Source organism: Streptomyces auratus, from assembly GCF_050433025.1.
Lineage (GTDB): Bacteria > Actinomycetota > Actinomycetes > Streptomycetales > Streptomycetaceae > Streptomyces > Streptomyces sioyaensis.
The window spans coordinates 2,190,258-2,214,631 of the sequence record NZ_JBNGCB010000003.1 but is presented as its reverse complement, the minus strand read 5'-3'; the positions used below and the strand labels follow the sequence as shown (position 1 = coordinate 2,214,631).

Genomic DNA, 24,374 nt, shown 5'->3' with positions numbered 1-24,374 from the left:
CTTCAGACGACTGACGAGGGGACGACATGTGCGGAGTGGCCGGGTGGATCGACTTCGAGCGGGACCTGACCGAGCACGGCAGCACGGTCCGCACGATGGTGGCCGCGATGGCCAACCGCGGGCCGGACGCCGAGGCGGTGTGGGCCGACCGGCGGGTCGCGCTCGGCTTCCGGCGGCTGGCCGTGATCGACCCGCCGGGCGGCCGGCAGCCGATGACCACGGAGCGGGACGGCACCGTGCGGGCGGTCCTCGCCTACAACGGCGAGATCTACAACTTCCGTGCATTGCGCGGCCAGTTGGCGGCCCGCGGCCACACCTTCCGTACGTCGAGCGACACCGAGGTGGTGCTGGCCGCCTACCTGGAATGGGGGGAGCACTGCGTCGACCGCTTCGACGGGATGTTCGCCTTCGCGGTGTGGGACACCGGGCGACAGGAACTGCTGCTGGCCCGCGACCGGCTCGGGGTCAAGCCGCTGTACTACGCGCCGACCCGCCGCGGCCTGCTGTTCGGCTCGGAGGTCAAGGCCCTGCTCGCCCACCCGCTGGTCGACTCGGCGGTGGACGGCGAGGGGCTGGCGGAGCTGCTGTCGTACCTCGCCACGCCCGGGCACGCCATCTACTCCGGCATCCGGCAGGTGCCGGCCGGGCACGTGCTGACCGTCCGGGACGGCGGGTTCCGCGAGCGCGCCTACTGGTCGCTGCCGGGACGCGCGCACACCGACGACTGGCCGACGACGGTGGAGACCGTGCGGGGGCTGCTGACCGACTCGGTGGCGTCCCACCTGGTGGCCGACGTCCCGCTGTGCACCCTGCTCTCCGGCGGACTGGACTCCAGCGCGATCGTCGCGCTGGCGGCGCGGCACGGGCAGCGCCCGCGGACCTTCGCGGTGGACTTCGAAGGGCACGCGGAGCGCTTCCGCCAGGACTTCTGGCACCACAGCCCGGACGCCCCGCACGCCGCGGAGGTCGCCGCCTTCGTCGGGACCGACCACGAGCCGGTCGTCCTGCGCACCGAGGACCTCGCCGATCCGGTGGTGGGGCACGCCGCGATGACGGCGCAGGACCTGCCCCGGCCCACCCCGGACATGGACCGTTCGCTGTACCTGCTGCTGCGGGCCGTCCGGCAGCACTCGACGGTGGCGCTGATGGGCGAGGTGGCCGACGAACTCTTCGGCGGGTACCGGTCGTTCAGCGACGAGAACCTGGTGGACAGCGGCAACTTCCCCTGGGTCACGATGGGGTTCGGAGTCGCCCCGCACGGGATGAGCACCGGGCTGCTGGACCGCTCCCTGCTGGAGAAGGTCGACGTGCCCGGCTACTCCGCGGACCGCTACGCCGAGGCGGTGCGCGAGGTTCCCGAGGTGCCGGGCGAGGACGCCCGGGAGGCCCTGCTGCGTCGCGTCGGCTACCTCCACATGACGCGGTGGCTGCCGTTGCTGCTGACCCGCAACGACCACCTGAGCATGTCGGTGGGGCTGGAGGTGCGGGTGCCCTACTGCGACCACCGGCTCGTCGAGTACGCCTTCAACATCCCCTGGCGGCTGAAGCGGTACGGCGGCGAGGAGAAGAGCCCGCTGCGCGCGGCGCTGGCCGGGCTGCTGCCGGAGCGGGTGCTGCGCCGCCCCAAGAGCCCGTTCCCGATCACCCAGGACCCGGGCTACGGGCAGGTGCTGCGCGACCGGCTCGCGGAGCTGGTCGCCGATCCGCACTCCCCGGTGCGCCCGCTGCTCGACGTGCCGGCCGCCCGGCGGCTGCTGGCCGAGGGCCGGCCGGTGCGCACCACCGGCTGGGGGGAGCGCCGCGACGTGGAGATGGTGCTCCAACTCGACGCCTGGCTACGGCATTACCACGTCCGGCTGGCGCTGTGACCCCTACCCGAGAGGAAGCTCCCATGCTGCGAGACCGGCTGATCGCGATGGCCGATCCGGTGCTGCGCGAGGTGCTCGACCATCCCTTCTGGGCCGGGCTGCGGTCCGGCTCGCTCCCCGGTGAGGCGCTGACGCACTTCGTCGAACAGGACACCGGGCACCTGCTGCCCGCGTACGGGCGGGCGCTGGCGCGGTGTGCCGCGACCGCGACCGACGACGCGCACGCGGTGTTCTTCGCCCGGGCCGCGGTCGGCACGCTTGAAGCCCGGGACCGGCTGCGGGAAGCCTTCACCAAGCTCGCCCCCGACCTCGGCCTGCGCGCGCCGGCCGCCGACGCGCCGGCGGACCCGCTCGCCCGGGCCCACTGCTCCTTCTTCCAGGCCGCGGCGACCACCTCACCGGCCGCCGCCATCGGCGCGCTGCTGCCCATGGCGTGGTTCAACCACCAGGTCTCCGCCGACCTGGCACGGCGCTGCGCGCCCGGTTCGCGTTACGCGCCGTGGGCCGCGCTGTACCAGCCGGCGGACGGCTATGCGCGCGTCGTCGAGCGCTATCTGAGCGTCGCCGAGGAGATCGCGCAACAGGGCTCGGACCGCGACCGCGCCCAACTCACCGACTTCTTCTCGCTGAGCGTCCGCTACGAGTGGACGTTCGCCGAGAGCGCCTGGGCGCGTCCCGACTGGCCCGTCCGGCCCTGACCCCGCTCCCACCCCATGAGAGGCAAGGACGTCGATGTCTTCCCCTTCCCCCGTCCGTTACCCGTTCCCCTGGTCCCCGCCGATGGAGATACCCGAGGCGCTGCGCGGTCTGCGCAGCCGGTCGGCGGTCGAGGTGATGCTGCCCAGCGGTGACCGCGCGCTGATGGTGACCCGGTACACCGACGTGCGCTCCCTCTTCGCCGACCACCGGCTGAGCCGCAACATCTCCCGCAAGCAGCGCCCGGACGTCGCGCGGATCTCGGCCGACAACGAGCTGTTCGCCGACCCGAAGATCAACCCGGACCCGCCGGACCACATCCGGGTGCGCGGGCTGGTGACCCGGGCCTTCACGGCGCGCCGGGTCGAGGCGCTGCGCCCGGTGGCGCAGGCCGTGTGCGACGAGCTCATCGACGCGATGGCCGCCGGGCCCCGTCCGCTCGACCTCAACGAGGCGTTCGCCTTCCCGCTGCCGATCCGGGTGATCTGCCGGCTGCTCGGCGTACCGCTGGCGGACATGGACCGGTTCCGGTACCTCGTCGACGGCTTCCTGTCCGTCAGCAAGCTGCCCGTCGAGGAGATGCAGCAGTGCCGTGACGGGCTGTGGCGCTACCTGGGCGAGCTGATCGACAGCAAGCGCACGACCCCCGGCGACGACCTGGTCAGCGGGTTGATCAAGGCCCGCGACGAGGACAACAACCGGCTCTCCGAGCACGAGTTGCAGTTCTGGACCCAGGGCCTGTTGATCGCCGGGTATGTCACCACCGCCAGCCAGATCGGCGCGAGCGCGGCGGTGCTGCTGCACCACCGGGACCTGGTCAAGGAGATCCAGGCGGACTGGTCGCTGGTGCCGGGCGCGGTCGAGGAGCTGCTGCGGACCCAGATCATGGGCTCCTCGATCGGCACGCTGCGGTACGCCGTGGAGGACATCCCGCTCTCGGACGGTTCCGTGATCGCGAAGGGCACCAGCGTCCTGCTGTCCGAGGAGTCGGCCAACATGGACGAGGAGGTGTTCCCCGAACCGTTCAAGATCGACATCCGGCGTACGGACAACCACCACATGACGTTCGGCGCCGGGCTCCACTACTGCGCGGGGGCCGCACTGGCCCGCATGGAGCTCCAGGTCGCGACCCGGTCGCTGCTCGAACGGCTGCCGGACCTGCGGCTCGCGGTCACCGGCGACCAACTCCCCCGCGGCCTGGGCGGATTCACCGAGGGCTTCACCGAGATCCCCGTCACCTGGTAGGAGGAACCGTGCGCGTCACCGCCAATCGAGACACCTGCACCGTCAGCAGTCTGTGTGTCTACCGGGCTCCGGACGTCTTCGACCAGGACGACGACGGCCATGTCCTCGTCCTGGACCCGGAGCCGCCGGAGAGCTCCCGAGCGGCCGTACGCGACGCCGCCCGCAGCTGCCCCACCCGCTCGATCCACCTCGACGAGGAGGAGTAGCGGTGCCGTTCGCCGCGCTGACCTACGACATCCGGCCCGGGTGCGAGGACGAAGTGGCGGAGGTCTTCGCCGGTTTCCGCCGGGTCGGGTCACCGTCGGTGCCCGGGCCCTCCGGGGGCACACCGGCCGCCCGCCTCCTGGCCACCGCGGTGTTCGTCCGCGACGCGACCCTGGTGCGGGTCATCGAGTACGAGGGCGACCTCGACGCCGTCGCCCGCCACATGGCCGACCAGCCCGGCGTCCAGGAGGTGGAACGCCGCCTGAAGCCGTACCTGAACACGCCGCGCGACACCGACAGCGTCGAGGGCTTCGTCCGCACCTTCCGGCAGAGCCTGCTGCGGTGCGTCACCCAGATCGGGGTTCCGCGCGACTGAGGGCGCCGCCCGCTTCCTCCGCCCCGGCCGTCCGTGACCGCCGGGGCGGAGTGGTGTGCGCGGCCGGGACCGGCGCACCCGGTGGCGGGAGGTGGTGGAGCCCGCCGGCGAGGGCCGGCGGGCTCTGGACGGGCGGGCCGGGAATTCCCCGCCCCGGGTCAGCTGAACAGATGCAGATGCGCCGCCACCCACGCATCGAACGTGCGCGGCGCGCGGCCGGTGATCTCCCGCACAGTGGCAAGCGGCACCCCGCCGCGGGCCGGGTCGGGATCGGACTGGGACGCGAGGAGTCCGTCGACGTAGGCAGCCGGCAGGCCGGCGTCGGTCATTGCCCGGTGGGCCTGTTCGGGGGGCGCGTCGACGAAGGTGAGGGGGCGGCCGAGGGCGTCGGAGAGGCGGCGGGCCCGCTGGCGGGGTGTCAGTGGCTCGGGGCCGGTGAGCGCGTAGGCGCGGCCGCCGAGGGCGGGGGCGGTCAGCACGCGCAGGGCGACCTCGGCGACGTCGGCGGGGTCCACGACGGCCTGGGGGAGGTCGCCGAAGGGCTGGAAGACGGTGGACCGGTCGGTGATCGACCAGTGCCACTGGAGGGTGTTGGACATGAAGGCGGCCGGGCGCAGGAAGGTGCAGCGGGCGCCGGTGGCGCGGTAGGCGTCCTCGGCGGCGGCGTGGGCCGCTCCGTAGGAGTCGTGCACCGGGGGCAGGGCCGCCACCGAGGTCACCTTGACCACGTGCCGCACCGCGTGGCGCGCGACGGCCTCGGCGATCGCCCGGTCGTGGGCCGCCGCCTCCGGGCCGGCCGTCACCACGAAGGCGGCGTCGGCACCGGCCAGTACCTCGTCGGCGCAGCCGGGGGTGGCCAGGTCGCCTACGACGGCCTCGGCGCCCGGGGCGAGTGGGGCGCGGCCGGGGTCGCGGGTCAGGATCCGCGGGTGCGTGCCGCGCGCCAGGAGGCCGGCCACGAGCGGGCGGCCGACGTTTCCGGTGGCTCCGATCACGGCGATCATCGGGCGGCTCCCGTGGGGAGTTCCGGCGGGTGCCAGTCGCCGATCCGGGCGAGCGCGGCCTCCCCCGTCCTCGGGGGCGCCAGGGTCGTCAGGGCGTTGCGCATCAGCACCTGCCACCACTGCTCGCGCAGCTTCATGTGGCCCACCCGGTGGGAGGCCGCCACGATCGCCTGGGCGCGGGGGCGCCGGCGCGCGTCGTAGTCGGCGAGGGCCTCGTCGGTGTCCGGGTGGGCGGCCAGCGCGGCGCACAGCACGACGGCGTCCTCCAGGGCCTGGCAGGCGCCCTGCCCGAGGTCGGAGGTCATCGCGTGTGCGGCGTCGCCGAGCAGCGCGGTGCGTCCGGAGACGAACGGCGGGAGGGGGAGGGGGAGTTCGAAGATGTCGTCGTGGCGGACGGCGCGGGGCGGGGTGCGGCCCAGCAGGTCGGGGAGGGGCCGGTGCCAGGTGCCGAACCGGCGTACCACCTCGGCGTGTTCGTCCATGTGGTGCTCCCCCTCGGGCGTGTTGGCGACGGCGTACCAGTAGACCCGGCCGTCGGCGAGCGGCATCCTGCCGAACTCCTGGCCGCGGCCCCAGGTCGTCCCGCCGGGCTCCTCCCGGTCGATCTCCGCGATCCCCCGCCAGACGCTGTGCCCGCTGTAGACCGGGGGCGCCGCGGCGGGCCACAGCTGCCGGCGCAGGCGGCTGTTGAGGCCATCCGCGGCGATGACCACCTGTGCCGGGACACTCGCCGGGACCCCGCCGCGGCGGTAGTGCACCAGCGCGGTGCCGTCGCTCCGCCGCGCCACGCCGGTGACCTCGGCGCCGGTCAGCACGTGTGCGGCGGGCACCGCGTCGCGCAGGGTCCGGTGCAGGTCCGGCCGCGGCAGCACGGCGGTGGAGAGCCCGTGGCGGCGTACGAAGGCGGGGTCGGTGGGCTTCATCAGCCGTCGGCCCCCGGCGGTGCGGACGCCCTCGCCGCCCGGCAGCATGGTGGCGGCCAGCTGCCTGATCCGGCTGCCCACACCGAGCTGGTCCAGCGACCGCTGGGCGTTGGCCAGCAGGGAGATGCCGGCGCCCTCGGTCCGCAGGGCCGCGGCGCGTTCCAGCACCAGTACGGACCGTCCCACCCGGGTCAGGCCGGCCGCCGCGGCCAGCCCGCCGATGCCGGCCCCGACCACCACCGCGAAGGGGTGGCCGGGCGTGTCGGCGGCCATCAGATCCGCTCGCCGGGCGCGTCGGGACGTCCGGTGATCAGCAGGGACGCGCCGAACGCGAGCGCGATGACGAGGGCCGCCATCCACAGTGCTGCACGGTAGCCGTCCGCGGAGTGTGCCCCGGCCGGTCCGACGAGCTGGGCGGCCAGGACGAATCCGAGGGACGAACCCACGCCGTACGCGGCCGAGTTGACGCCGGGCAGCAGGCTGGGGCTCTGCGGCGCGGCGAGCAGGGCGCTCAGGCCGTTCAGTGGCGTCATGGCCCCCGCGAGGCCGAAGCCGACGAGGACCACCAGGGCCAGCACCAGCCCGCGCGAGGACAGGCCCAGGGCGAGGGCGGCCAGCACCGGCACCGTCAGGGCGGTGGCGATGCGCAGGATGCGGCGCCAGCCCACACGGGCGGCGAGCGTGCCGACGGCGGGCGCCAGGAAGACGTTGACCAGGCACACCGGCACGATGAAGAGCAGCGCCGCCTCGGTGGCCGAGAGGCCGTACCCGACGTCGTGGTTCTGACTGAAGACCGGTATCACGAAGTTGATGGTGCTGAGCATGCCCATGGTGACGAGGATCGAGGTGAGCAGGACGGGCCAGGCCTGACGGGATTTCAGGTACTGCGGCGGCAGCAGCGCGTTCGGCCGCCGGCGCTCGATGGCCCAGAACGCCACCAGGAGCAGCGCGCCGAGCACCAGCATCCCCGCCACGCCGCCCGCCGGGGCGCTCGCGGCCATGCCGATGCCCAGCTCCACGCAGGCCAGGGCGAGCGCGAGCACGGTGAGCCCCAGCCAGTCCAGGCGGCCGGTCGCCACGCGTTCCGGCTCCGGTACGGTCCGGCCCACGACGAGCGCGGTGAGCACCCCGAACGCGGCCATGACCAGGAAGACCGACCGGTAGCCGTACCGGTCGGTGAGCCATCCGGAGAGCAGGCCGTCCAGCCCGACGATGCCGCCGTTCGCGGCGGTGATCAGGCCCATGGCACGGCCGAACTGCCGGGGCCCCAGGGTCTGTCGCATGACGCGCAGCGCCAGGGGGAACACCGCGGTCGCCGTGGACTGCACGGTCCGGCCGAGGACGAACAGCGCCATCGTCGGGGCGGCCGCCGCGACCAGCGCCCCGACGACGGCCAGCGCCAGTGCGCCGATCATCAGGGCCCGGGTGCGCCCGTAGTCGCTGCAGGCCGCCATGATCACCGAGAGCAGCCCGCCCAGGAGGAAGAACAGGGCCTGGGCGAGGCCCACGGCGGCGGTGTCGGCGTGCAGCCGCCGGGCGATGTCCGGGAGCGCCGGAGTGGGCATGGAGATGCACAACTGGCAGGCGACCGCCGCGAGGACGAGCGCGGCGACCAGGGAGGTCGTACTGCGGGAGGGCGGGCCGGCCACGTCGGGCGACAGGCCGGGGGGTGACGTCTGCTTCATGGCGGACCTCGTGGTGGTGGACGGGCTCAACAGGGAGAAGGAGCAGGTACCGCGGGGGCCGGGCCGTCGTCGAGGGCGGCGTCGGCGAAGGCGAGTTCGCAGCGGGCGCCGCGCAGGAACCAGTCGGCCGTCTCCGCGGTCTCGGCGGGCGTCGCCGTCGCACCGAAGCGGTCGGCCAGCTCCCGCACCGCGCGCACCGCGTACCGCGCGCCGTCACCGGGCAGATAGGCCGCAAGCCAGGGCACGTAACGGGAGTCCGGGCGCTGTCGTGCCCGGAGGTCCTGGCAGACCTCAAGGTGGAAGAGCATGAAGGGCAGCAGCGCGCCGAGGCCGGCCGCCCACGACGTGGCGGCGGCCGCGGTCACGGTGGCGCACTGGACGCGCGCGGCGTGGTGGGCGCCGGCCGCCGGATCGGGCCGGCGCACCCCGAGTGCGGGCGCCAAGTCGGCCAGCGCCGCCCGCAGTCGCGGGCCCGAGGCGACGGTCTCGAAGGCGCAGCGGGAGAGCAGGACGAGGTCGCCGTCGTCCGCGGTGAGCGCCGCGCACCGGGCGAAGGCGCGCCCGTAGCACGGCAGGAGGTGACCGGTGTCCTGTTCCACGAAGCGCACCAGGGCCTCGCCGGGCAGCGTGCCCTGGCGCAGCCCGGCCCAGAAGGGGTGGTCGAGCACGTCGCGCAGCACCGGGGCGGCCAGCTCGGCGAGGTCGTCGGAGAGCATGGCGGACTACCAGGCGAGGGGGACGGTGCGCGGGCGGGAGAAGGCCAGCCCGCTGCTCCACTCCAGTTCGCCCTCCGGCACCGCCAGGCGCAGACCGGGCAGCTCGCGCAGCAGCGCCCCGATCCCCAACTCCAGCTCCATGCGGCCGAGTTGCGCACCCAAACAGTGATGGATGCCGTGGCCGAAGGAGAGGTGCGGGTTGGGTGTGCGGTCCAGGAGCAGTTCGGCGGGGTCGGGGAAGACCTCGGAGTCCTGGTTGGCGGCGTTGATCAAGGGGAGGACGGCGTCGCCGGCGGCGATGCGGACCCCGTGCAGCTCGACATCCTCCAGGGCGATGCGCAGCGCCCCCAGCCCGCCGCCCGCCTGGGAGCGGCGCAGCAGTTCCTCGACGGCAACGGGCAGCAACTCCGGTTCCTTCCGGAGCCGTTCGAGGTCGGTCGGCCGGCGCAGCAGGGTGAGCACCGCGTGCACCAGCCCGGACGTCGTGGCGTGGTAGCCCGCGCCGAGCAGGGTGTAGCCGAAGGCGAGGAGCTCCTCGTCGTCGAGCCGGTCGCCGTCGTCGGCCGCGTTGATCAGGTCCATCAGCACGTCGTCGGTGGGGGCGGCCCGTTTGGCGTCGATCAGCCGGGTGAGGTACCGGCTCAGCGCGCCGCGGGCCGCCACCACCTCCTCCCGCCGCCCCCGGTCGTAGCTGAGCATCACGTCGGTCCAGGCGCGGAATTGGTCGACGTCCTCGTACGGCACCCCGAGCAGCCGGCAGATGACGGTGATCGGCAGCGGCTGGGCGAGGCCGGCGACGAGGTCGGCCGGCGGCCCGGACGTGACCATGGCCGCGACGAGGTCGTCCGCGAGGGCGCGCACCTCGGTGCCGAGCGCCCTGATCCGGGCCGGTGAGAAGGCGCCCGAAACGAGCCGGCGCAGCCTGCTGTGCTCCGGCGGGTCCATGACGAAGATCGATTTCGACCCCTCCGCGAGGGGCAGCAGCCGCGGCGCGCCGGGCGCGGTGATGGCCTGCCGGCTGAACCGCTGATCGGCCAGGACCCGGCGGACGTCCTCGTGCCGGGAGACCAGCCACACCAGGTCGCCGGTGGGGAGGGCGACCCGGGCGACCGGCTCGTCGCGCAGCAGGGCGGCGTAGCGTTCCGGCGGGTCGAGCGGATCGGCCGGGGTGAACGGGAAGGTCTCGTCGGTGGGCATCGGGCTCTCTTTCCGGGTCGCTTCGTACCGGCCGGTGCCTGCTCAGACCGGCCGGTACTCCAGCAGGGCCAGGTCACCGGGGGCGGGGTCGCCGGCCGGGGCGAAGCCGGCGGCCGCGGCCAGCCGGTTCCACTCCTCGCGGTCGCGCTCCCGGCCGCCGAGGACCGCCAACATCTCGATGTCGGTGAGCTTGCCGAGGTCCCACGCTCCGGGGCCGGTCAGCAGCGCGTCGACGATGAGCAGCCGGGCGTCCTCGCGGGTGCCGACGGCCTCCCGGACGCGGGTCAGGATCCGGCCGGCGTCGTGGTCGCTCCAGTTGTGCAGGGTGTGCTTGATGAAGTAGGCGTCGTACCCGGCGGGGACGGACGCGAAGAAGTCGGTCGCCACCGCGGACGCCCGGTCGGCCACCCCGCGGCGTTCGAACTCCTTCTTCGCCTCGGCGACGACCTGCGGCTGGTCGCAGACCGCCCCCGTACAGCCCGGGTGCCGGGCGAGGACCTCGGCGAGGAACTGCCCGCGGCCGCCGCCGACATCGGCGATCCGGCGGAAGCGGGAGAAGTCGAACCGCTCGAAGATCCGGTCGGTGCCCGGGTAGTGGTTCTGCACCATGGCCCGGTCGAAGAGCGCGGCAGAGCCCGGGTGCGCCCTCAGATGGTCGAAGAACGTCCCGCCGAAGGCATCGTCGAAGGCCGGCGCGCCGGTCCGCACGGTGTGCAGCAGGTTCTCGTAGGGCCGCCACATCATCGGGTCGCTGGCGAACAGGAACATGTCGCGCACGCTCCCCTCGACCCCGGTGCGCAGCCCCTGCCCGGCGGCGGTGAGGGCGAAGGCGCGCTCCGCCGTCTCCGCCAGGACCCCGGTGGCCGCCGCGCAGCGCAGCACCCGGTACAGGGCGTCGGCGTCCGCGCCGGTCTGCTGTGCCAGGTCGGTCGCGGTGCGGGGCCCTTCGGCCAGCAGGTCCGGGATGCCCAACTGCACCACCGGGCGCAGCGCGCCGATCGTCCACTTCCCCACGAACAGCCCGATCACCCGCTGGGCAGGGGGGAGTTCGACCGGAAACCACGACAGGACCCCGGTCACCTCGGAGTCGTCCTCCGCACCGTTCATGGTGTCTCCTCTCCGGCCGCGGTACGGCTCAGGTGAACCGTGCGGGCATGTGTCGGAAGCTGTTCATGAAGTTCGTGATGCTGCGCACCGGTGTGCCGGTGAGTTCGAGGCGGGGCAGCCGGTCGATCAGGGCCGCGAGCAGCAGCCGCAGTTCCAGCGTGGCCAGCCCGCGGCCGATGCAGACGTGCGGTCCGCCGCCGCCGAAGGAGATGTGCGGGTTGGGCTGCCGGCCGACGTCGAACCGTTCGGGGCGGTCGAAGGCGGACTCGTCGCGGTTGGCGGAGGTGTACCAGAGCACCACCCGCTCCCCGGCGCGGACGGGCTGTCCGGCGATCTCGGTGTCCCGGGCCACCTGGCGGGCGAAGTGGGTCGCGGGGGTGACCCAGCGGATGATCTCCTCGACGGCGAGCGGGATCAGGGTCCGGTCGGCACGGAGGGCCGCCAGTTGCCCGGGGTGGTCGAGCAGCGCGAGCACGCCGCCGGTGACCGAGCAGTACGTCGTCTCGCTGCCCGCCCCCATGAGGGTGGTGGCGAACAGGGCGATCTCCTGCGGCTCCAGCCGGCCGGCGGCGTCGTTGCCGGCCGCGAGCAGTACCGAGAACAGGTCGTCGGCCGGTGCGGCGCGGCGGCGCCCGAGCAGTTCCTCGAAGTACGCCATGAGGTTCCCGAACGCGGCCACCGCCTTCTCGGGGGTGCTGTGGTGGTAGTCCGGGTCGCCGAGGTTGACGGTGTGCCGGGTCCATTCGACGACCTGGGCGCGTTCCCCGGGCGGCACCCCGATCAGTTCGGTCAGCACCTCCAGCGGGAGCTGCATCGCGAGGTCCTCGGCCAGGTCGAACTCCCCGGCGTCGGCACAGTCGTCGAGGATGCGGTCCACGATCGCCGCCACCGGCTTGTCCAGCGCGGCCAGGCGGGCGGGGGTGAACCCCTTGAAGGCGAGCTTGCGCAGGCGGGTGTGTTCGGGGGCGTCCAGGAACGAGATGAGCGGCAGGCCGGTGCTGTCCTGGCGCACCGAGGTCATCGTGCTCGGGCCGGAGCGGAAGGTGTCGTGGTCCCGCGAGGCCCGCACCACGTCGGCGTGGCGCACCAGGTACCAGAACGGGTAGCCCTCGGCGTCGTGCGCCCGGGTGAGGCCCGGGCGGCTGCGCAGGTGGCGGAAGTAGTCGTGGGGGACGCCGCCGGCGAAGGCCCGCGCGTCCATCAGGTCCCTTTCCTGCATGGTCTCAGCACTCTCCGCGGCGCCGGGAATGCCGCCGTGGTCCACGAACGGGGGTGTGGCGTAAGGGAGTTGTTCCCGTCCGCCGGGCGGTCCGCGGCCGCCGGCCCCCGGTGGCCGGCGGCCGCGGGGTCAGCCCGCCTTGCGGCAGACGACGAGGGTGTCGTAGTCGCCGAGCGGCCGGTCGGTGACCGAGACGAATCCCGCCGCGCGGGCGTGGTCGCGCAGTTCGGCGACGGTGTACTCGCTGCCGCCGTCGGTGACCAGCAGCATGTCGAGGCTGATGACCAGGTTCTCCACGTGGCGTGGGTCCTCGTCGAGCATCCGGTCGTAGACGAGCAGCTCGCCGCCGGGGCGGACGCTGCGGAAGGCCTTGTGCACCAGGAGCCGCCGCTGCTCGGCGCTCCAGTCGTGCAGGGCGTGGCCGATGACGACGAGGTCCGCCTCGGGCAGCTCCTGGGTGAAGAAGTCGCCGGGGTGGAAGGTGACCTTGCCGGTCATGCCGAGCTCGGCCATCTTCTCGTCGAACAGCGGGGCCATCTGCGGGAGGTCGAAGACCCGCCCGGTCAGCCGGGGGTGGGCGGCCACGATCCGGGCGGCCATGTTGCCGCGGCAGCCCCCGACGTCGAGGACGCATCGATAGCGGTCCCACCCGTCGTAGGCCGCCAGCAGCTGCGGGGCCAGGACGTGGGTGAGCGCGTCCATCATGTCGACGAACTGGCCCAGCAGGCGGGGGTCTTCGATCATGGTGAAGAAGTCGCCCCCGGCCTGCGGCTTGCCGGTGCGCAGTGCCTCGGTGAGCCGGCCCCACGCCGGGTACAGATTGCGGTTGGACCGCTCCAGGAAGCCGCCGACGTACAGGGGTTCACCCCGCACGAGGTAGCTGCGTGCCCCCGGTGCGTTGCGGTAGCGGTCCCCGTCCCGCTCCAGCAGGTCGAGCCCCACCAGGAGCTGGAGCCAGTCGCGCAGCCCCCGGCCGTGCAGGCCGAGCGCCGCGCCGATCTCCTGCGGAGTCCTGGCCTCGTCCCGCAGGGTGCTGAACAGATCCAGTTCCACGGCGCTCAGCAGCGCCTTGGCGTCGCAGAAGGCATTGGCCAACCGCAGGATGCCGGCCGGCGTGGAGGTACCCGCGCCGTCGTGGGCAGCGATGCCCGTCATCCGCCTCACTCCTTCCCACCGCGGCCTGGCGGGACCGCCACGCCGGTGCAGGCACGACGCTGGCAGTGTGCTGTGGAACTCCGCTCGAAGGCCGCTGGAGGGCCGGGGAACGGACGGCTCCTGCTCGGGACGCCACCGTTTCTCAAGTACCGGGAGACGGGCGTGGGCTTCGATGGGCCGGCTAGGCACACCGAACTCGTCGAGGGATCTGGCATGGACGACATGACAATTCCGGTGCTGGTCGTGGGCGGCGGGCCCGTCGGCCTGTCCACCGCGATGTTCCTGGGCCGCCACGGCGTGCCCACCGTGCTCGTCGAGAAGCGCGAGGCCACGTCGCTGCTGCCCCGGGCGCCGGGCCTGCAGGCGCGGACCATGGAGCTGTTCCGCGCGGCGGGGTGCGTCAAGGAGGTGCGGGCCCTGGAGAAGGGCGACTCGCACCCGTACTTCGAGGGCGGGATCATCCAGACCTCCACGTTCGCGCGGATCGACGAGGCGGTCACCCTGGAGGCGCCGTCGCTGGACGGCCCGCTGGTCAGCCCGGAACGGGTCATGGGCTGTGGGCAGGACCGCTACGAGAAGGTGCTCGTCGCCAAGGCCACGGAGGCCGGCTGCGGCGTGCGGTTCGGCACCCGGCTGACGTCGCTGACGCAGGACGAGGACGGCGTGACGGCCGTGGTGCGCGGCCCGGACGGTGCGTCGTACACGATCCGCGCGCAGTACGTCGTGGCGGCCGACGGCGCGAGCAGCTTCGTCCGCCGGCAGCTGGGGGTGGAGCGCTCCGGGCGCGGCACCGTCTTCAACGCGCTGAGCATCTACTTCCGCGCGCCGGAGCTGGAAGGGCTGCTGAAGGGGCGCAAGTTCATCCTCTGTTACGCGACGGCTGCCCGCGGCTCGCTGATGAGCCTGTCCCGGCTGCACGGCTGCGACCCGTGGCTGGCGACCCCGCTGTACTTCCCGGACAAGGGCGAGACACCGGAGGACTTCACCGACGACCGCTGTGTGGACATCATCCGGACGGCGGCCGGCCGCGACGACCTCGATGTCGAGGTCGTGTGGAAGGTGCCGTGGCAGGGCGCGCAGCTGGTGGCCGAACACTTCCGCGTCCAGCGGGTGTTCCTGGCCGGCGACGCGGCGCACGTCCATCCGCCGGCCGGCGGGTTCGGCGCCAACACCGGTATCCACGACGCGCACAACCTGGCGTGGAAGCTGGCCGGCGTGCTGCACGGGTGGGCGGGCCCGAACCTGCTGGACAGCTACGAGGCCGAACGGCACCGGGTCGGCGAGGCGATGGCCGAACAGGCCATGATCCGCAACCGCATCCGCCACGGGTACGCCGACGAGGCGACCCGGGCCGCCATGGTCGACGACATCATCATCACCCTCGGCTACCGCTATCACTCCACGGCGGTCCCCGGCGGCGACGCGAGCGCGCCCGCCCTGTCCCCCCGGCTCGACCTGACCGGCCGGCCCGGTACCCGCGCGCCGCACGTGTGGCTCGACCGGGACGGCGAACGGATCTCCACCATCGACCTGTTCTGGGACAGCTATGTGCTGCTGACCGGGGCGCGGGGCGGGCGGTGGGCCGAGGCCGCGGAACGCGCCGCCAAGCAGGTCGGCGTGCCGCTGCGCCACCACGTGGTGGCGCAGACCGGTGACCTGCGGCCGCTCGACCGGCCCTGGGCGCCGGCGTACGGGGTGACGGACGGCGGGGCGGTGCTGGTGCGGCCGGACGCCTGCGTGGCCTGGCGGGCCGCGGAGCCGGTGGACGATCCCGAGACCGAGCTGGGTGGCGCGCTGGCGCGGGCCGCCGGGTTCGCCGTGCCGGCCGGGGAGGCGCGATGAGCGAGGCGTTCGGGGCCGGCTCGCTGCTGGAGACGGCGATGTCCTTCCAGCGGGCGAAGCTCGTGCTGACCGGCCTGGAGCTCGGGCTCTTCGAGCTGCTGGCCGGCGGGCCCGCCACGGAGGCGACCATCGGGGAACGGCTCGGTCTGCACCCCCGCGGCACGGGCGACTTCCTCGCCGCGCTGGCCGAGGCCGGGGTGCTGGCCCGCGAGGGGAGCCGCTACCGCAACGGGGAGGCGGCGGCGCAGTTCCTGGTCCGCGGCGAACCGGGCTTCCTGGGCGGCTTCCTGCACGTCGCCGACGAGGTGATGTACCCGGCGTGGGGGCGGCTCGCCGCCTCGCTGCGTACCGGTGAGCCGCAGGCCGCGACGTACTCCCGGCCCGACATGTTCGCGGAGCTGTACGAGGACGACGCCAAGCGGTCGGCCTTCGTGCGCATGGCGGAGGACGCCAGCCGGCCGCTGATCCCGGCGCTGGCCGAGGCCTTCGACTGGGCCGCGCGCGGTGCGGTGCTGGAACTGGGCGGCTGCCGGGGGAACGTGGCGGCCGGGCTGGTCGCGGCGCACCCGCACCTGGACGCGACCGTGCTGGATCTGCCGCAGCTCAGGCCGGAGTTCGACGCCCACATGCGCGCCCTGGGCACGACGGGAAAGGTGCGGTTCCACGGGGCCGACTTCTTCGCCGACGGCCTGCCCGAGGCCGAGGTGATCATGATCGGGCACTGTCTGGTCGACTGGACCGACGACCAGCGCCGGGCCCTGATCGCCCGGGTCTTCCCCGCGGTGCGCCCCGGGGGCGCCTTCCTCATCTGGGACCCGATGATCGTCCCCGGGGCCGAGAGCTGCCTGCGGAACCTGGTCCGCAGCCTCAACATGCAGCTGATGACGCCGCACGGGGCGAACTACCGGGTCGACGAGCTCACCGGCTGGCTGCGGGAGGCGGGGTTCGGCGAGGTCCGGCACGACGCGCTGGGCCAGGACGTGACCCTGGTGACGGCGGTCCGGCCGGAGTGACGCCGGACCGGTGAACGCGCCGTCCGTCCCCGCCGCCGCCCCGACCGGTGGCGAGGACGGACGGCCGGCCCGGCCGGAGCAGCGCGAGGGGCCGCCGGCCGTGCCACCCGGATCGCGGGGGTGGCACGGCCGACGGCCCGTCAGAGCAGAGCGAGCCCGGCCGCGTTGAGGGCGGCGGCCACGACGGCCAGTACCGTGCGCGCCAGGTGCCAGCGCCGCCACAGCGGGCGGGGGTCGCGCCAGTCCGGAGGGATCGCCTCGGGGTCGATCCCCTTCACCCGGCGGTTGATCGGCACGTTTCCGAAGTGCGACACCACCGACACCAGCAACAGGAGCACCGCGGCGGCGGCGAACACCGGCCACCCCCGCCCGCCGGCCGGCGTCGCCGCGAGGGCGGTGTCGGCGGCGAACGAACCGAGGACGACCACCGGCATCGTCGGGTCCCAGTGGCGTCCGAGCAGCTGGTGCGCGTGGACGTAGCGGTCCGGCGGCATGGCGTCGAGCGCCGGCAGCACGCTCAGCGCCACGGCGAACAGCACCCCGGCCACCAGGCCGCTGGTCACACACACCCCCGCGGCCAGGACGGCGGGCCCGTTCACCACACCGCCCCGGCCACCAGGTCCACCTGCTCCGGGTCGGCCGAGCAGGGGAACAGGACGATCTCGTCGCACCCGGCGTCCGCGTACTCGGCCAGAACGTCGCGCAGCCGGCGCCCGTCGGTGACGGCCCGCGAGGCCGCCTGCCGGGCCTTGGTGCCGATGTACGCGTAGTAGGAGTGCAGGTACGCCTCCGCGTGCCGCCGCCCGTCCGGGCCGAGGGAGACGTAACACAGCGAGACCACCCGAGGGGGCTGCGTCCGCCCCTCGTCCGCCCACGCCTGCCGGGCGCGGTCGACCAGCTCGCGGTAGGCGGTGCCCGAACTGCCGCCGGAAATCCAGCCGGAGCCGTACCGGGCGGCCCTGCGCATCGCCGCCGGGGAGTGCCCGCCGAACAGCAGCGGCGGCCCTTCCGGACGCACCGGCCGGGGCCCGACACCCGCGGCGGGCCCCTCTCCTGCCCACACCGCCCGCAGTTCCCGTACGAGGGTGTCCATGCGCCGCCCGCGTTCGGTGAACGGGACGCCGGCGGCGACGAAGTCGTCCTCCCGGTCGCCCACCGCGAGGCCCACCACCAGGCGGCCGCCGCTGAGCCGGTCCACCGTCGCCAGCTGCTTGGCGAGCGGGGCCGCGCTGCCCCGGCAGGAGCCCAGCAGCACGGTGCTGGCCAGCCGGATGCGGGTGGTCACGGCCGCGGCGGCGGCGAGGACGGCGAGCGGCTCGTAGCCGTCGTGGACGAGCCGGTCCACGGCGCACAGGCTGGTGAAGGGGGCCCGGTCGGCGCGGCGGGCGCATTCCAGCAGCGCCGCGCCGGTGACGTCGGGCACGGTCGTCGGCAGTCCGATCGAGACGTCCACGTTCCCCTCACCTTCCGGCGGTCCGGTGGCCCACCACCAGCGTGTTGCCGAGGCCGGCCGGCCGTACGCAGATGTCCTGGAAGCCCGCCTCCGTGAGCCAGCCGGCGCACCGGTGCGGCGGATAGCCGGCGCCGGCCGGCGACATCACCAGCATGTGGAGGCTGCCGACGAGGGACAGCGGGTCCGGGTCCGCGGGGTCCGGCATCGGGTCGTAGACCACCAGGGCACCGCCGGGGCGGAGTGCCCGGTACGCCGAGCGCACCAGCGCGGTGCGCTGTTCCAGCGAGAAGTCGGCCAGTACGTGCCCGATGACCAGCACGTCGCTGGGCGGCAGGGGGTCGGTGAAGAAGTCGCCGCCGACGAAGGAGACGCGGTCGCCGACGCCCTGCCGGGCGGCGTGCTCGGCGACGTCGGGGCCGTTCTGCGGGCGGTCGAAGACCACCCCGCGCAGGTGCGGATGGGCGCGCAGCAGCAGCGACACGAGGTTGCCGCGGGCCCCGCCGACGTCGGTGACGGAGGGGTGCCGGCTCCAGTCCAGCGCCTCGGCGATGGCGGGCGCCAGCGGGGCGCTGAGCGAGTCCATCATGCCGTGGTACATCCGGCGCCGTTCGGGGTCGGTCAGCATCTCCTCGAAGTCGCCGGTGTTCTGCGGCGCCCCGGTGCGCAGGGCGGAGGTCAGTCCTCCCCAGGCGGGGTAGAGGACGGCGTTGGCGCCCTCCAGGAAGCCCGCGTCGTAGTGCGGGCCGCGCACCAGGTGCCGCTGGGCGACCGGGGCGTTGCGGTAGCCGTCGCCGGCCCTCTCCAGCAGGCCGAACGCGGTCAGGGCGGCGAGGAAGTCGTCGAGTCCGCGGCCGTGCAGCGCCAGCTCCTTGCACAGCTGCTCCGGGGTGCGCGGGCCGTCGGCGAGGACGGTGAACACGCCCAACTCCAGCGCGGAGAGCACGATCTTGGCCGTCGCGAACCCCATCCCGAGTCCGGTGACCGCCTCCCACTGCGGCGCGTCGGTACGGTGCCGGGTCGTCATCGGTGGTTCTCCTTCGACGGGGGCGGGACTTCCACGACGGCGGCGGCGTCGTCGTCGGCGTGGCCGGCCGCGAGGGCCGATCCGAAGCGGGTGACGGCCTCGTGGCCGAGGGGCAGTTCCATCTGGTAGGCGGCGGCCTGGTCCAGGGCGAGTTCCAGGTCCTTGTGCATCAGGGCGGTACGGAACGCGGCCGGCCGGTAGACCCGGCGCCGCATGAACTCGGCGCGGAACCCCAGGACGGGTGAGCGCCAGCCGCTGTGGAGCACGACGTCCAGCAGCAGTTCACGGTCCAGCCCGGCCGCCTCGGCGAAGGCGGCGGCCTCCGCCAGCCCCGCCGTCTGGATGCCGAGGAGGAGGTTGAGGGCCAGCTTCAGGGCGCTCGCCCGGCCCGGCCCGCCCAGGTACCGGACTTCCTGGGAGAGCGCGGACAGCACCTCGTCCACCGCGTCCAGGGCGGCCCGGTCCCCCGAGACGAAGATCCGCAGCGTGCCCTCGGCCGCCATGGCGGGGTTGCCCATGACGCAGGTCTCCAGGCGCCGGACGCCGGAGGCGGCGAGCCGGGTGGCGGTGGTGCGCGCGTAGGACGGGGAGACCGTGGTCGTGTCGATCAGCACGGTTCCGGGGCGCAGCCGCCAGACCAGGTCGCCGAACAGCACCTCCTCCACGGCCGGTTCGTCCGCCAGGCTGAGCAGCACCGTGTCGGCACCGGCGGCGGCCTCCACGGCGGTGGACGCGACGACCGCGCCCGCCTGCTCCAGGGGTGCGGCCCGCTCCCGGGTGCGGTTGAACACCGTCACCGCGTACCCGGCGCCGAGCAGCGCCCGGGCCATGCCGCCGCCCATACCGCCCAGGCCGATCACGGCCACCGGTCCCGTCATGCCGCCGGCTCCCCGTTCGGGTGGGTGTCCACGGTCAGCTGCGCGATGCACCGCATGGTCGCGTCACGGAAGTAGCCGGTGAACCCCTCGGTGGTGGACGTGTCGCGGGGGTGGGCGAGGAAGGGCGAGAGCCGCTCCTCGATGAGGTGGACACCGCGCTGGGCGGCCATGTGGCGGGCGATGGCCCGGAAGTCGCCCTCATAGTGGATGACCCGCACCAGCACGTCGTCGCGGAGGAAGACCGCGGTGCCCAGCAGCCGGCCGGCAGGCGCGCCCTGCGCGTCGCGGAAGTCCGGGGTGTCCACGCGCTGGAAGCCGGCGAACAGCTCGGCGATCTCGTCCTCGTGGCCGGGCTTGACCCGGTAGGTGATGGCCGCGTACGGCATCAGATGCCTCCGTCGACGTTGAGGGTGACGCCGGTGATGTAGCGCGAGGTGTCACCGGCCAGGAAGAGGACCGCGCCGGCGACGTCCTCGGGGCGGCAGATCCGGCCGAGCGCCGTCATGCCGACGATGCGCTCCACGGCGGCCGGCGGCAGTCCGGCTCCCGGCTCGGTTTCGGTGAGGCCCGGGGCCACGGTGTTGACGCGGATCCCGCGCGGGCCCACCTCCTTGCACAGGGCGCGGGTGAACCCGATCAGGGCGGCCTTCGAGGCGGTGTAGTGCACGCCGTTGGACCGGCCCCGCAGGGCGACGGAGGAGCCGACGTTGACGATCGAGGCCCCGTCGGCGAGCAGCCCGAGCGCGGCCCGGGTGACCAGGTACGGCGCCGTCACGTTGTGGTCGAACATCCGCCGCCACTCGGCCTCCTCGATGCCCTCGAAGGGCACCGGGCCGTCCACGCCCACGTTGTTGACCAGCGTGTCCAGCCCGCCCAGGACGTCCCGGCAGACCTCGGCCAGCCGCGCCACGTCGGGTGCGTCGGTCACGTCGCACCGCACCACCTCAGCGGCACCGCCGAGGTCCTTCAGCTCGCGGCGCAGGCTCTCGGCGTCGTCGTCCGGCGTGCGGTGGCAGGTGACCACCCGGGCGCCGGCCCGGGCGAGGGCGAGGACCGTGCAGCGCCCGATCCCCCGGGTTCCTCCGGTGACCAGTACGCGTTTTCCGGCCAGGTTCGAATCCACGTCTGTACCTCCTGGGCACCGCTCGCGGCGGTCGCCGCTCGGGTCGGATGGGCGGTGGGCGACGCCTCCCGCGGGCCGGCCGTGGCATGCGGGGCTCGCGGGGGCGTCCGCCCGCTGGGGCCGCGCCCGCTGCGGCGCGCGGCGGGGCCGCTCAGGCGCGTCGCAGCGACAACTGCGGCCGGTAGGACAGGTAGAGGCCGCTGACCGCCCGGTCCGGGCTGATCGGGGCGACCTTCAGTTCGTGCTCCTTGTTGAGGTTGGCCAGCGGGTTGGGGTCGCCGCTCTCCGCCCCGCCGAGGTGCTGGCGCACCCGCCGGTAGACGTCCTCGGCGTCCTTCAGGTCGGCGATCCCGGTGATGATGTGGTCGAAGGACGCCTGGAGGTCGAGGGCGTCGCGGTCCTCGGCGGACAGCCGCTGGGCGTTGTAGAAGTGGAACTCCTTGCCGCGGTAGCTCTCGTAGAAGACCGACACCAGGACCAGCAGCCGCTCGTAGGAGGACCGGTAGACCCCGTCGAAGAAGGCCCACGCCTCGCTCTCCTCGACCTCGCCGCGCAGCACCGAGCCGATCGCCGCGGCGGCGAGCATGGCGCTGTAGGTGGCCAGGTGCACCCCGGTGGAGAGCAGCGGGTCGAGGAAGCACGCGGCATCCCCGCAGAGCAGGTAGCCGGGGCCATGGAAGGTCTCACTGGTGTAGGAGTAGTCCTGCTCGGTCTTGAAGTCGCTCACCCGCTCGGCGTCGGCCAGCAGTTCCTGCACGAGGGGGCACTGGCGCAGCGCGTCGTCGTAGACGGCCTCGATGCCGCCCTGCTCGCGGCGGCGGCGGTTGAACGTGTCGCGGCCGGTGACCAGTCCGACGCTGGTGGTGCCGTCGTGCAGGGGGATCGCCCAGAACCATCCGTCGGGGACCGAGGCCACCGTGATCGAGCCGGCCGGGCCCCGGTCCAGGGACTTGGCGTTCTTCCAGTACGACCAGGTGGCGACGTTGCGGAAGACGCTGTGGAACTTGCGTGCCCCGAGGTACTTCGTCGCCATGACGCCGCGCCGCCCCGAAGCGTCGACGAGGTAGTCGAAGGTGAGGCGCCCGGTCTTTCCGCCCCCGGACCACCGCGCCGCCACCGGCCGGTCGCCGTCGAACTCGATCTCCTTGACCGTGACGCCCTCGTGCACGTCCACGCCCAGCTCACGGCTGTGGTCGAGCAGCAGCTTGTCGAAGTCGGCCCGGGTGACCTGCCAGGCGTTGGCACCGTCCGCGCCCAGCTCCGCGAAGCGGACCTCCCACTCGTCCGGGCCCCAGCTGAAGTAGGCGCCGCCCTTCGGCTGGAACCCGAACGCCTCGACCTTGTCCCAGACCCCGAGCAGTTCGAAGATCGGACGGCAGGACGGCAGGATCGACTCACCGATGTGGTACCGCGGGAAGGTCTCCCGCTCCAGCAGGGTGACCTGCACGCCCTGACGTGCGAGCAGACCGGCGGCCGTCGATCCGGCGGGGCCGCCTCCGATGACCAGAACCTGCGTCCCTGCGCGCATGTGCGTCTCCCCTTCCGAGGCTGTGTGCGTCCGGATGAGAACGTTCCAGGCCCGGGTCGAAGGCCGCTGGAGTGGTGGTCGTGGCACCGGCGGAGGGCCGGTGGGGGCACCCTCCGTCGGTGCGCGGTCAGGCCGAGCGGGCCGCGGCCCGGGCCAGTTCGAGCGTGGGCAGCACGCGGGCCCCGTCGTCCGGCGGCGCCGCATAGGCGGCGTCCTCGGGCCGGTTGGTCAGGCTGGGCGCCACGGTGCGGAACGGGCCCCTGATCGAGTAGAGGAACATCCCTCCGATGTCCTCGGCCTCCGCGAGCTGGAACTCCACCAGGTCCTCCAGCAGCAGTTCGGCCTCGGACTCCGCCACGCCGAGCAGCGCGGCCGCCCCGGCGACCGACACCCCGGACTCGGTGCTCGCGGCCACCAGGCGGAAGGCGGCCTGTTCGGCACTGGACAGCAGGCGGAAGGAGCGCCCCACGCTGTCGGCGATGCGCGGCGCGTCCCGGCTGGCCGGGGGGATCCGCCGCACGTCACCGTCGGCCAGGTTCAACAGCTTGCTGATCGGCCAGTGGGGGCGCCGCTGGAGGAGGCTGGCGGCCGCGCGCAGCGCCAGGGGCAGGCCGCCCGAGAGCTTGACCAGCTCCCCCAGTCCCGCGAGGTCCGCCTGGAGCCGGTCGTCGCCGAGCACGTCGCTGAGCAGGCACCGGCAGATCTCGTCCGCCAGCGGGGCGGTGCGCGTGATGATCACCACCGCGGGATGGGACAGCAGCCGGCGGCTGGAGGCGATCATGGCCGATCCGGTACCCGGCAACAGGGCGTCCAGCTGGTGGGTTTCGACGACGTCGTCCAGGACCACCAGCAGTCTGCGCTGCGCCGTCCAGGTGCGGAAGGCCGCCTGCATCTCCTGTGCGGACGCCCCCCGAAGGGCCCGGCTCAGGCCCAGGGCGCGCAGGAAGTCGGCGAGGACCTCGTCGGTCGGTACGAGCGAACCGTCGTCCCGCTGGAGCCGGGCGAAGAGCACGCCGTCGGGGTACGCCTCCCGTACCCGGTGTGCGGCGTGGACGGCGAACACCGACTTGCCGGAGCCGGGCGGGCCGACGGCCAGGGCGACGACCGAGGTGGGCCGGCGCCCGGTGTCGGTCAGTGTGCGCCGCACCGCTTCGAGCGCTTCCTCCCGGCCGACCAAGTGGTCGGTCTCCAGCGGGAGTTGATTGGGCTGCTGGTGGGTGGCAGTGACCACCATCGTGCCGGTGGCGTCGGCCGGCGCGTCGAGGCTGGGGTCCGCGGTCAGCATGGCCTGGTGGAGGCGCCGCAGCTCCGCGGACGGCTCCAGCCCGAGTTCGGCGGCGAGCGCCGTACGGGCCCGCTGGTACGCCTGGAGCGCCTCCGCGCGCCGTCCCGCCCGGTAGAGCCCGAGCATGAGTTTCGCCTGAAATCCCTCGTGCGTGGGTTGTTGCGCGACCAACGTGGTGAGTTCACCTATCAGGTCTATATGACGGCCGAGTTGTAAGTCGGCCTCTAATCGGTGACCGAGCGCAAGCTTTCGCAATTCTTCTAGGCGCACCATATGCGCGTGCAGCAACGGCCCGGGGCTCACCGCTCCGAATGCCCGGGAGGTCCACAGATCGAGCGCCTGCCGAAGGACGAGGGAAGCCCGCTCGAAATTCCCGGCCATCAGCTGTTCACGTCCCAGCGCGGCAAGCTTCTCGAACTCCACAGCGTCGAGCGCATCGTCCGGAAGGGTCAGCATGTACCCACCGGGCGTCGTGCGAAGCGTCACTTTCACGCCAGTCCCGCAGGCATCGCCGGTGGCCGCTTCCGACCAGTTCAGATGCTTGCGCAACTGGTAAATGTAGGTTTGGAGGGTGGTGACGGCACTCAGGGGCGGCCTGTCGTCCCACAGTTCCTCGATGAGTTGGTCGGTATGCACCGCCCGGTTCGCCTCCACCGCGAGGAGCGCGAACACGCGGCGCAGCTTGGGGGCGGCGGGCGTCACTCGCACCCCGGACCGAAGGACCTCGAACTCCCCTAGCACCTTGACATGCATACAAGCTCCCCCTTGTTGGATCAGCCGGTGACGAAAACGGATTCGTGACCGATCGCGACAGCTGTCGCGATCGGGCCCTG

Annotated in this window: 23 protein-coding genes; 7 read left to right on the top strand and 16 right to left on the bottom strand. The window is 73.5% G+C overall.

The window, feature by feature from the left end:
- Positions 1-26 precede the first annotated feature (26 nt).
- From asnB to BKA18_RS29345, 5 genes are read left to right on the top strand one after another with little or no spacing between them, the layout of a single operon-like run.
- Positions 27-1,868 (top strand): asparagine synthase (glutamine-hydrolyzing), encoded by a 1,842-nt coding sequence (asnB, locus tag BKA18_RS29365; RefSeq protein ID WP_366045765.1) that lies wholly within the window; start codon positions 27-29, stop codon positions 1,866-1,868.
- A gap of 23 nt (positions 1,869-1,891) precedes the next feature.
- Positions 1,892-2,566: a TenA family protein gene (locus BKA18_RS29360; RefSeq protein WP_366045764.1), complete on the top strand. Its 675-nt coding sequence runs from the start codon at positions 1,892-1,894 to the stop codon at positions 2,564-2,566.
- 34 nt (positions 2,567-2,600) lie between these two features.
- Positions 2,601-3,809: a cytochrome P450 gene (locus tag BKA18_RS29355; RefSeq protein WP_366045763.1), complete on the top strand. Its 1,209-nt coding sequence runs from the start codon at positions 2,601-2,603 to the stop codon at positions 3,807-3,809.
- Between the two features lie 8 nt (positions 3,810-3,817).
- Positions 3,818-4,015 carry a ferredoxin gene (locus tag BKA18_RS29350; protein WP_006602379.1) on the top strand — a complete coding sequence of 66 codons (198 nt, stop codon included), beginning with the start codon at positions 3,818-3,820 and terminating at the stop codon, positions 4,013-4,015.
- A 2-nt stretch (positions 4,016-4,017) separates the two neighbouring features.
- Positions 4,018-4,389, top strand: coding sequence for a SchA/CurD-like domain-containing protein (locus BKA18_RS29345; protein WP_366045762.1), 372 nt, complete (start codon positions 4,018-4,020; stop codon positions 4,387-4,389).
- Positions 4,390-4,547: 158 nt separating this feature from the next.
- Here the strand turns inward: BKA18_RS29345 and BKA18_RS29340 are convergent, their stop codons facing one another.
- The 8 genes from BKA18_RS29340 to BKA18_RS29305 all read right to left on the bottom strand — a co-directional run bounded on the left by BKA18_RS29340 (position 4,548) and on the right by BKA18_RS29305 (position 13,395).
- Positions 4,548-5,393: an NAD(P)H-binding protein gene (locus BKA18_RS29340; RefSeq protein WP_366045761.1), complete on the bottom strand. Its 846-nt coding sequence runs from the start codon at positions 5,391-5,393 to the stop codon at positions 4,548-4,550.
- The gene (locus tag BKA18_RS29335; protein ID WP_366045760.1) at positions 5,390-6,589 is read right to left on the bottom strand and encodes an FAD-dependent monooxygenase; all 1,200 of its coding nucleotides are present in this window, start codon (positions 6,587-6,589) and stop codon (positions 5,390-5,392) included. Before BKA18_RS29335 ends, BKA18_RS29340 begins: the two co-directional genes overlap by 4 nt.
- Positions 6,589-8,001 (bottom strand): MFS transporter, encoded by a 1,413-nt coding sequence (locus BKA18_RS29330; protein WP_366045759.1) that lies wholly within the window; start codon positions 7,999-8,001, stop codon positions 6,589-6,591. Before BKA18_RS29330 ends, BKA18_RS29335 begins: the two co-directional genes overlap by 1 nt.
- A 26-nt stretch (positions 8,002-8,027) precedes the next feature.
- On the bottom strand, positions 8,028-8,717 hold the full coding sequence (locus BKA18_RS29325) for a TenA family protein (RefSeq protein ID WP_366045758.1): 690 nt from the start codon (positions 8,715-8,717) through the stop codon (positions 8,028-8,030).
- A gap of 6 nt (positions 8,718-8,723) precedes the next feature.
- Positions 8,724-9,914, bottom strand: a complete 1,191-nt coding sequence (locus BKA18_RS29320; RefSeq protein ID WP_366045757.1) for a cytochrome P450 — start codon at positions 9,912-9,914, stop codon at positions 8,724-8,726.
- A gap of 42 nt (positions 9,915-9,956) precedes the next feature.
- Positions 9,957-11,021 carry a methyltransferase gene (locus BKA18_RS29315; RefSeq protein WP_366045756.1) on the bottom strand — a complete coding sequence of 355 codons (1,065 nt, stop codon included), beginning with the start codon at positions 11,019-11,021 and terminating at the stop codon, positions 9,957-9,959.
- 28 nt (positions 11,022-11,049) lie between these two features.
- Positions 11,050-12,240: a cytochrome P450 gene (locus BKA18_RS29310; protein ID WP_366045755.1), complete on the bottom strand. Its 1,191-nt coding sequence runs from the start codon at positions 12,238-12,240 to the stop codon at positions 11,050-11,052.
- 129 nt (positions 12,241-12,369) lie between these two features.
- On the bottom strand, positions 12,370-13,395 hold the full coding sequence (locus BKA18_RS29305; protein ID WP_366045754.1) for a methyltransferase: 1,026 nt from the start codon (positions 13,393-13,395) through the stop codon (positions 12,370-12,372).
- A gap of 213 nt (positions 13,396-13,608) precedes the next feature.
- On the opposite strand from BKA18_RS29305, the gene BKA18_RS29300 reads away from it, so the two are divergent.
- Together BKA18_RS29300 and BKA18_RS29295 are read left to right on the top strand one after the other, a co-directional pair.
- On the top strand, positions 13,609-15,237 hold the full coding sequence (locus tag BKA18_RS29300) for an FAD-dependent monooxygenase (RefSeq protein WP_366045753.1): 1,629 nt from the start codon (positions 13,609-13,611) through the stop codon (positions 15,235-15,237).
- Entirely contained in the window at positions 15,234-16,250 is a 1,017-nt protein-coding gene (locus BKA18_RS29295; protein WP_366045752.1) for a methyltransferase, read from the top strand. The genes BKA18_RS29300 and BKA18_RS29295 overlap by 4 nt, the downstream gene beginning before the upstream one ends.
- 140 nt (positions 16,251-16,390) lie before the next feature.
- Here the strand turns inward: BKA18_RS29295 and BKA18_RS29290 are convergent, their stop codons facing one another.
- The 8 genes from BKA18_RS29290 to BKA18_RS29255 all read right to left on the bottom strand — a co-directional run bounded on the left by BKA18_RS29290 (position 16,391) and on the right by BKA18_RS29255 (position 24,294).
- Positions 16,391-16,849, bottom strand: a complete 459-nt coding sequence (locus BKA18_RS29290) for an anthrone oxygenase family protein (RefSeq protein WP_106430446.1) — start codon at positions 16,847-16,849, stop codon at positions 16,391-16,393.
- On the bottom strand, positions 16,846-17,703 hold the full coding sequence (locus tag BKA18_RS29285; RefSeq protein ID WP_366045751.1) for an LLM class flavin-dependent oxidoreductase: 858 nt from the start codon (positions 17,701-17,703) through the stop codon (positions 16,846-16,848). The genes BKA18_RS29290 and BKA18_RS29285 overlap by 4 nt, the downstream gene beginning before the upstream one ends.
- A 7-nt stretch (positions 17,704-17,710) precedes the next feature.
- Positions 17,711-18,727, bottom strand: a complete 1,017-nt coding sequence (locus BKA18_RS29280; protein ID WP_366045750.1) for a methyltransferase — start codon at positions 18,725-18,727, stop codon at positions 17,711-17,713.
- Positions 18,724-19,605, bottom strand: a complete 882-nt coding sequence (locus BKA18_RS29275; RefSeq protein ID WP_366045749.1) for an NAD(P)-dependent oxidoreductase — start codon at positions 19,603-19,605, stop codon at positions 18,724-18,726. The genes BKA18_RS29280 and BKA18_RS29275 overlap by 4 nt, the downstream gene beginning before the upstream one ends.
- Positions 19,602-19,991 carry a SchA/CurD-like domain-containing protein gene (locus BKA18_RS29270; protein ID WP_006602395.1) on the bottom strand — a complete coding sequence of 130 codons (390 nt, stop codon included), beginning with the start codon at positions 19,989-19,991 and terminating at the stop codon, positions 19,602-19,604. Before BKA18_RS29270 ends, BKA18_RS29275 begins: the two co-directional genes overlap by 4 nt.
- Positions 19,991-20,728, bottom strand: a complete 738-nt coding sequence (locus BKA18_RS29265) for an SDR family NAD(P)-dependent oxidoreductase (RefSeq protein WP_006602396.1) — start codon at positions 20,726-20,728, stop codon at positions 19,991-19,993. The genes BKA18_RS29270 and BKA18_RS29265 overlap by 1 nt, the downstream gene beginning before the upstream one ends.
- Positions 20,729-20,879: 151 nt before the next feature.
- A complete protein-coding gene (locus BKA18_RS29260) occupies positions 20,880-22,256 on the bottom strand; it encodes an NAD(P)/FAD-dependent oxidoreductase (protein ID WP_366045748.1) in 1,377 nt (458 codons plus the stop codon).
- A gap of 127 nt (positions 22,257-22,383) precedes the next feature.
- Entirely contained in the window at positions 22,384-24,294 is a 1,911-nt protein-coding gene (locus BKA18_RS29255) for an AfsR/SARP family transcriptional regulator (RefSeq protein ID WP_063827979.1), read from the bottom strand.
- Positions 24,295-24,374 lie beyond the last annotated feature (80 nt).